This window comes from Streptomyces sp. NPDC048415 (assembly GCF_040651675.1).
Taxonomy (GTDB): domain Bacteria; phylum Actinomycetota; class Actinomycetes; order Streptomycetales; family Streptomycetaceae; genus Streptomyces.
Map to the genome: position 1 here is coordinate 106466 of NZ_JBEZKJ010000024.1, position 7330 is coordinate 113795.

Here is a 7330-nt window from a genome sequence, read left to right on the forward strand (position 1 = left end):
GCCCTCCGGCGGGAGGGCCGGACCGCCGCGTGCGATCGCTCAGTCCCGCGCCCGCAGCAGCAGCAGCGCGACATCGTCGAGCCGCTCCCGCGACGCCGTCTCGCCGTGCTGTACGAGACTGTCGGCCAGCTCGTCCAGGGGCTGGTCGCCGGTCTCGGCGAGCCGCCGCCCGAGGTCGGCGAGAGCGTCCTCGATGTCGACGCCGGGGGACTCGATCAGCCCGTCGGTGTAGAGGGCGAGCACGGACCCGGGGACGAGCGGCACCTCCGTCGACGGATACGTGGCCGAGGCGTCGATCCCGAGGAGGGGCCCGCCGGCCAGGTCGAGCACCCTGACCTTGCCGTCCGGCCGCCGCAGCAGGGGCGGCGGATGGCCCGCGCGTGACATGACGGCCACCTCGCGCGCGGGGTCGAGACGCAGATAGAGGCAGCTGGCGAACAGGTCGGTGCCCAGGTCGATCAGCAGCCGGTTGGTGCTCCGCATCACCTCCGCCGGCGTCTGACCGACCGTCGTGTACGCGCGTACGGCGGTGCGGAGCTGCCCCATCAGGCCCGCCGCCGTCACGTTGTGCCCCTGTACATCGCCGATCACCGCCGCGGCCCGGCCGTGCGAGGGCACCAGGTCGTAGAAGTCCCCGCCGATGTCCATGCCCTGGGTGGCGGGAAGGTAGCGCGCGGCCGCCTCGATCGAGGCCAGCGGCGGCAGGGAGTGCGGCAGCAGCGCGGCCTGCAGACCGTGCGCCAGCTGATGCTTGGCGTCGTAGAGCAGCGCGCGTTCCAGAGCCTGGGCGATCAGACCGCTCAGACTCGTCAGTACGGCCCGCTCGTCCGCCGGGAAGGAGTGCGGCCGCTGGTAGGCGAGGACACAGGTGCCCACAGGGCGCCCGGACGCGATGAGCGGCAGATACGCCCAAGCGGCCATGCCGTCGGGCGTGGCGTTGCGGGACGGGTAGAGGCGCTCCAGCTGCTGACGCGACTCGAAGAACGCGGGCACGCCGGTGTTCAGCGCCTGGGTCCCCGGCGTGTGCGCGCTGAGCAGCAGCCCGTCGAAGCGCTCCACGATGTGCGCGTCCGGATAGCCGCGGTGCCCGAGCACGTGCAGGCGCCCGGCCTGAGTACCGAGGACGGCCAGGGCCTGGCTGCCGACGGCCGGCGCGACCTCGTCGGCGACCAGCTGCACCACGTCCTGCACGCCCGCCGCCTCGGTGAGCGCGCTGGCCAGGCTCAGCACATGGGAGATGGTCACCAGGCGCGCGTTGTCGTCGCCGCGCTGCGGTCCCGCGCGCGTCATCTCGGACACCGCGCGGGCCCGCGAGATGCGTACGCTCAGCCCGTTCGTACTGGGATACAGCCGAAACGACAGCCAGTCGCCGGGCGGCCGCAGCGCCACGAACGACGTCACATGCTGGCTGATCAGCGCGGCACGGTAGCGGTCTTCGTAGACCGGGTCGTTGAGCCAGGGCACGGACGCCCACAGCTGGGCGCCCAGCAGCCGGCTGACCGGAAGGCCGAGCAGCTCGGCCGTCGCCGCGTTGGCGAAACTGACCCGCCCGTGCAGATCGAGCGCGCACAGCCCGTACGGCAGCCGCGCCACCATCCGCGCGGCCTCCACAGTGCCGAGCGTGTCGGCCACGCTCCCCGCTGCGGCCGATGTCGGCAGGTCGGGTTCATGGTGGACCCGCTGCTGTTCCTTGGCGGCCCGCTCAAGACGCAGCGCGAGCCGGTCGCAGGCCGTCGTCAGATGCTCCCGCTCCCGGTCGGACAGTTCGGGGGGATGGGAGCCCGGCCAGGTCACATAGACCGCGCCGTACGCGGCGTTCTCCGTCGCCACCGGCAGCGCGGCGAGCGCGAAGGGGTAGGGCAGGACCACGGCGATGCGCGGATAGCGCTGAGCCATCTGGTCCTCGCCGCTGACCCAGACCAGCCGCCGCTCCCGTACGGCGTCGGCGACCGGGATCGGCGCGCTGAGCCCCACCCGCTCCCAGGGCGCGGCGAAGGCCCTGGGCAGCCCCGCCATGACCGCCATCTCCAGGACGGGCTCGCGGGACGCCAGCAGATAGAGCGCGCCGGAGTGGGCGTGGACGTCGTCCAGCATCGCGGCCAGCGTCAGCGACAGCAGCGGCCGTCCGACCGGAACCGGCCGACCGGCCGGCGCCTGCCTGGACCCCTGCCAGTCGGACACGCCGACCACCTCCTCGCAGGGCCGCGCGACAGCTCCCAGGGATAAAGGCTCTCTCCTTGACGCTCATCGCGCACGGCGAGCGGAGCCGCTGGACGGAGACCAGGAATACCCCCCGGGCTCGAAGCCATGCTCCCTGGGTCGAAGCGCGACGCGGCGCGCGGGCGCTCTCCGTGCGCCCCCGCGCACCCTGTTGGCCGGTTCTTCGCGCCCACGAGCGGTCGCATGCGCCAACAATGGGCACGCGCTCACGACAAGAGTGCCGTCGACGTCACCTGGAGGAGCCGATGTGATCCGGGTACTACTGGTGCACGACGCGTGTCTGGTGCGGCAGGTGCTTGCGGAGTGGCTGCGCCGCACACCGGACCTCGGGGTGTACGACACCCCGTGGCGCAGCGCGCCCGGCCGCGTCCGGTCCATAGGCCCGGACGTCTGCGCGGCGGACCTGGACTGCGCCGACTCCTACGGCATCCCGCCGCTCGCCGAGCTCTGCGGGCGCGGCGCGGGCGCCCCGCCGCCGAAGCTTCTCGTGCTTGCCAGTGCGAGCAGACCAGGCCTGCTGAGGCGGGCCGCCGAAGCCGGTGCGCTCGGGTATGTCGACAAGGAGGGCTCGCCGGAGCGGCTGGTGTTCGGGATACGCCGGGTCGCCGAGGGGGAACGTTTCGTCGATGACTCGCTGGGCTTCGGTTTCCTCAAGGCCGCGGAGATGCCGCTGACCCGGCGCGAGCTGAGCGTCTTATCCCTGGCCGCCGAGGGCGCCTCCGTCGCCGAGATCGCCGGCAGCCTCCATCTGTCCCACGGGACCGTGCGCAACTACATGGCGGCGATCACGCGCAAGACTGGGGCCCGCAACCGCGTCGACGCCATCCGCATCTCCCAGGGGGAGGGGTGGCTGTGAGCCCGCCCGCGACCAGCTGCCGATCAGGTCGCGATAGAGCGACGACCGCTCCATCAGATCCTCGTGGTCGCCGAGGTCGAGGCGCTGCCCGTCCATGACCAGCACCTTCCCGGCGCGGCGCGCCGAGCTGATGCGGTGGGCGACGACCACGAGGGTGCCGCCGGGGCGCGCGGCGAAGGCACGCTCCGCGCGTTCCTCGCCCTCCGGATCGAGGTGACAAGTCGCCTCGTCGAGCAGCGCGAGCGGTGCGTACGAGAGATACGCCCTGGTCAGTGCGATCAGCTGGCGCTCACCCGCGGACAGCGCTCCCGGCTCGACCTGGGCCGCCGGCCCGCCCAGCCGGTCCAGCAGCCGGTCCAGCCCGACCGCCTCGGCCGCCGCCCGCAACTCCGCCTCCGGGACGGGATCCGGCCGCAAGTGGCCCAGATTCTCGGCGAGCGTGCCGGTGAAGACGTATGCCTCCTGCGGGATGAGGACCCGGTGCGCGGCGGCCGCGCTGCCGGGCACCGGATGTCCGTACACCTCGACTGTGCCGTGCCCCGGGTCCAGGAGCCCCGCCACGAGCCCGGCGAGTGTCGACTTGCCGATGCCGCTGGGGCCCACGACGGCCAGATGGGCGCCTTGTGGGAGCCGGAGGTGGAGGTTGTCGATGACCGGGGCGGCGGCGGGGCCGTAAGCGAAGGTGAGGTCGCTGACGCGGAGGGCGGGGGCGGCCGGGGGGCCGGGGAGGCCCGAGGGGGTGGGGAGGCCCGAGGGGGTGGGTACGTCGGCCGGGGCGGCCTCGGCCGAGGGGGTGGCGGGCGAGTCGGTCGGCGTAGACGCCGTTTCCGGTGTCAGCCGGCGCAGTACCACCGCCAGGCGGGCGCCGCTTGTTCCCAGGCCATGGACCAGATTCTGCAGGGCCGGCAGCAGGGACTGGGTGACGTAGGCGAGAGCGCCGACCAGTGCGCCCGCGGTGACGCCGTGGTCCAGCAGCCAAGGGGCGCAGGCGAGCAGCAGGACGAGGGGGAGTTGGCCGCCGACGGCGAGGGCCACCACACGCAGCACACCCCAACGGGCCAGCGAGCGCGCCGCGTCGACCTCGGCGTCCACCCGCGCACCCGCGTCTGCGGCGACCCGCTCCTCGGCGCCGCCCGCCGTGATGTCCCGCAACCCTGGGCAGATCGCGGCCAGTTGGACGGCGATGTCCTCGTCGGCCACGAGGAACGCCTCCTGCCTGCGCGCCAACGGCCGTAACGTCAGCGCGAACAGGGTCACCCCGGCCGCGAGCGGAGGCGCGACCACCAGCAGGAGCAGCGGGTCGAGAGAGCACAGCCCGATCAGGGCGCCCGCGGCGGTGAACAGGAACGAGCGCGAGACCATCACCAGACCGGCGAAGGTGTCCCGGGCGATCTCCACCTGCTGTGTGAGCCCGGACAGCGCCCCGCCGTCGCCCTCCCGCACGCCGCGCTCCACCACGCGCCGTACCAGCCGGTCCCGCACCGGCTCCACAAGCGCGGCCACGGCCCCGTACACCCGCCCCGTCCCGTACGCCCCGACGACCACGGCGAGCGCCGCGATGCCGAGCCAGCCAAGGCCGACGTCCGCCTGCCCGGCCAGGAACCCTTCGTCCAGGGCCCGTGCCAGGGCGTACCCCATGAGGAAGGTCTGCCCCGTCTCCAGCATCGACCAGGCGGCGAGTCGTACGGCCACGCTCCACCTGCCGGCCAGGAACCGCAGCCCGCGCCGGTACACCGTCATGAGCCCTCTCCGTCTCCGGCCGCCCCGCTCGGGCCGTTGTCCTCTCCCGCCGAGCCGTCCGGCCCGAACACGCCCCGGTACTCGGCCGTGCGCCACAGCCGCGCATGAGACCCGAGCGCCCGCACCCGGCCCCCGTCCAGCCACATCACCGCGTCGGCTCGTGCCGCCGTGGACGCCCGGTGGGCGATGATCAGCCGGCTGCTTGCGGCGTTGTGGCGGAACAGGGACTCGGCGATGTGGCGCTCGGTGACCGTGTCGAGGCTGGACAGGGCGTCGTCGAGAATCAGCAGCCGGCCGCCCTGGGCGAACGCCCGGGCAAGTCCGAGGCGTTGGGCCTCACCACCGGAAAGGGGGGCGTCGGCGCACGGGGTGGCGTACCCCTCGGGCAGCCGGCGGACGAAGGTGTCGGCGCGGGCGGTGCGGGCGGCTGCGACGACGCGGTCGTGGGAGGGCGTGGGGACACCGAAGCCGATGGTGTTTTCGATGGTGTCACCCAGCAGCGCGGGCCGCTCGAAGGCGTAGCCGACCGCGCCGCGCAGTTCGCTCCGGGCCAGCTCGCGCAGGGGTACCCCGTCGAGCAGGACATCGCCGCCGTCCGGGTCGGCCAGGCGCCCCGCGACCGCCGCGAGCAGTGACTTGCCGGAGCCCGAACGCCCGACCACGGCGAGGGTGGTTCCGCCCGGGACGACCAGATCGATCCCGTCGAGCGCGCTGCGCCCGCCGCGCCGGACGCTCACGCCGCGCAGCTCCAACCGCCCCTGGCCGGGCGGCAGTCGGCGTGTCCCGTACATCGTCGGCGGCTCGTCCAGGACTTCGGCCAGCCGCCCGGCCGCCGCCCGCGCGCGCACTAGAGCGGACAGCTGTCCGACCAGGACGCCGACGCCGGTCGCCAGCACCGCGTACCGGGAGGCGGCGAGGACATCACCGACGGACAGCCGGCGGTGCACGAGCAGGATGCCCGCCACGGCCAGGACCCCGATCTGCAGAAGCGGTGCCACGGCGACGGCCTGCGCGGCGGCACGTCCCTGGACCCGCCACATCCGGCGGCCCGCGCTGGAGAGTTCGGGCAGCGGTCGCAGGATCCGGGCCACCTCGCGCTCGGCGGTTGCGCCGGCCGCGATCGTACGGAAGCCGCCGATCGCCTCGGCCAGACCGCCCGCGATGCGGCCCTGCACCTCCTGGTAGCGCGCCACGCATCGCGACGAGTCCCGTGCGAAGGCCCGCAGCAGGAGCGTGAGCAGCGGTGCGCCGCCGACGAACACGGCCGCCAGCCAGGGATCGACGAGACCGAGCGCCACGATCGCGCCGACCGGCGCGGCGAGTGCGGCGAGCAGCGCGGCGACGGTGGCGGGCGCGGTCCCGGCCTGCGCGGCGTTCCCGACGAGCCGTGCCACCAGCTCACCCGGTCCGAACCGGCCGACCGCCCGCGGCCCGACGGCCAGTACGTGTCCGGTCAGCCGTCGGCGTAGCCATGCGGTGGCCTGGGCGTTCGTGGTCGCGCCGAGGACGGTCTCGCACGCGTCGAGTACGGCGAGCAGTACGACGAGGGCGGTGCAGATGAGCACCCAGTGCGTGGCCCGGCCCCCGTCGGGATCGGTCAGCAGGAGGTCCAGGGCCCGGCCCAGCGCGGCCGGCAGCAGCAGGCTCGCTCCCGTCGCGGCGGTGGTCGCGAGGCACAGGGCCACACAGCGGGAGCCGCTGTGCCGGGTGGCGGCGCGCAGCAGGGCCGCTGAGGGCGACGTTCGGGTGTCGGCGGGAGTGGTCACGCGGCGGAGTCCCTCGTATCCCTTGCACGTTGCACGTTCCAGGGTTGCGCGGTGAAGGACCCCGGGCGGCCCCTCCCGTGAGGGGAGGGAACCGCCCGGAGCCGTGCCTTCGCGGTGCCGTCAGAGACAGAGCAGAACGCTCGCGGCGGAGATGCAGGAGAGCAGGCTCACCGTGCTCGCGCCGCCACCGCCGGTGTGCTCGTCGGACTCCATCGTCTGCAGGTCGAGAAGTGCCATCTCGTGTCCTTTCCCTTGCTTGGGGACGGGGTGTTGAGTCACGACTCCGTCAGTCGCGGAGCCGCGTGTGAGGGCCGCCGTCGAGCGGCGGCAGGAACGGCAGATGGGCCTGGGTCTCGCCGCCCAGAGCCGCGCCGAGCGCGAGCAGGCACCCTGCCGTTCCGGTGCCCAGGTCCATGGAGAGCCGCATCATCTGGTGCCCGGGGAAGGCCAGTTGACCCTGGTACGCCATCGCGAACCAGCCCAGCCCGGCGACCTGCTCGGCAAGCCGCTCCCCGGTGGCGCCCGGCGCGCTGGTGCGGCTGAGGTGCAGGATCATCCCGGCGCGTCCCTGGAACAGCCCGGGCTGCGCATAGAAACGCGAGGTCGCGGCGGTAAGGATGGCGGACCGCGCCCGCGCGAACTCCGCCGCCGCTCCCGCGCCGCCCGTGCGGTGAGCGCCGACGCCGTCCCTGCCGTGGAGGGCGGCGCCGAACGCGCCACCGGCCGCCACATCGGCGCCGCCGCGCCC

General features: G+C 74.0%; 4 protein-coding genes and 2 pseudogenes. 1 reads left to right on the top strand and 5 read right to left on the bottom strand.

Translation table 11 applies throughout. The features are described from left to right. Window positions 1-39: 39 nt before the first annotated feature. Window positions 40-2190 carry a SpoIIE family protein phosphatase gene (locus AB0D27_RS18550; RefSeq protein WP_362509378.1) on the bottom strand — a complete coding sequence of 717 codons (2151 nt, stop codon included), beginning with the start codon at window positions 2188-2190 and terminating at the stop codon, window positions 40-42. 277 nt (window positions 2191-2467) lie between these two features. Here AB0D27_RS18550 and AB0D27_RS18555 point away from each other — a divergent pair, with 277 nt between their 5' ends. Next, the gene (locus AB0D27_RS18555; RefSeq protein ID WP_362509381.1) at window positions 2468-3076 is read left to right on the top strand and encodes a response regulator transcription factor; all 609 of its coding nucleotides are present in this window, start codon (window positions 2468-2470) and stop codon (window positions 3074-3076) included. Window positions 3077-3307: 231 nt separating this feature from the next. Here AB0D27_RS18555 and AB0D27_RS18560 read toward each other — a convergent pair. The 4 genes and pseudogenes from AB0D27_RS18560 to AB0D27_RS18575 all read right to left on the bottom strand — a co-directional run. Then, window positions 3308-4816 (bottom strand): annotated as a pseudogene (locus AB0D27_RS18560) (ABC transporter ATP-binding protein/permease); the annotation flags it as partial. Further along, window positions 4813-6582, bottom strand: coding sequence for an ABC transporter ATP-binding protein (locus tag AB0D27_RS18565; RefSeq protein ID WP_362509384.1), 1770 nt, complete (start codon window positions 6580-6582; stop codon window positions 4813-4815). The pseudogene AB0D27_RS18560 and the gene AB0D27_RS18565, both read right to left, overlap by 4 nt. Before the next feature lie 120 nt (window positions 6583-6702). After that, window positions 6703-6819 (bottom strand): SapB/AmfS family lanthipeptide, encoded by a 117-nt coding sequence (locus AB0D27_RS18570; protein ID WP_028798592.1) that lies wholly within the window; start codon window positions 6817-6819, stop codon window positions 6703-6705. Window positions 6820-6868: 49 nt separating this feature from the next. After that, a pseudogene (locus AB0D27_RS18575) lies at window positions 6869-7330 on the bottom strand (hypothetical protein); the annotation flags it as partial.

What these genes read in the sequence shown, in the direction of transcription:
- AB0D27_RS18570 (WP_028798592.1), bottom strand. Translation starts at nt 6,819, where the DNA reads ATGGCACTTCTCGACCTGCAGACGATGGAGTCCGACGAGCACACCGGC.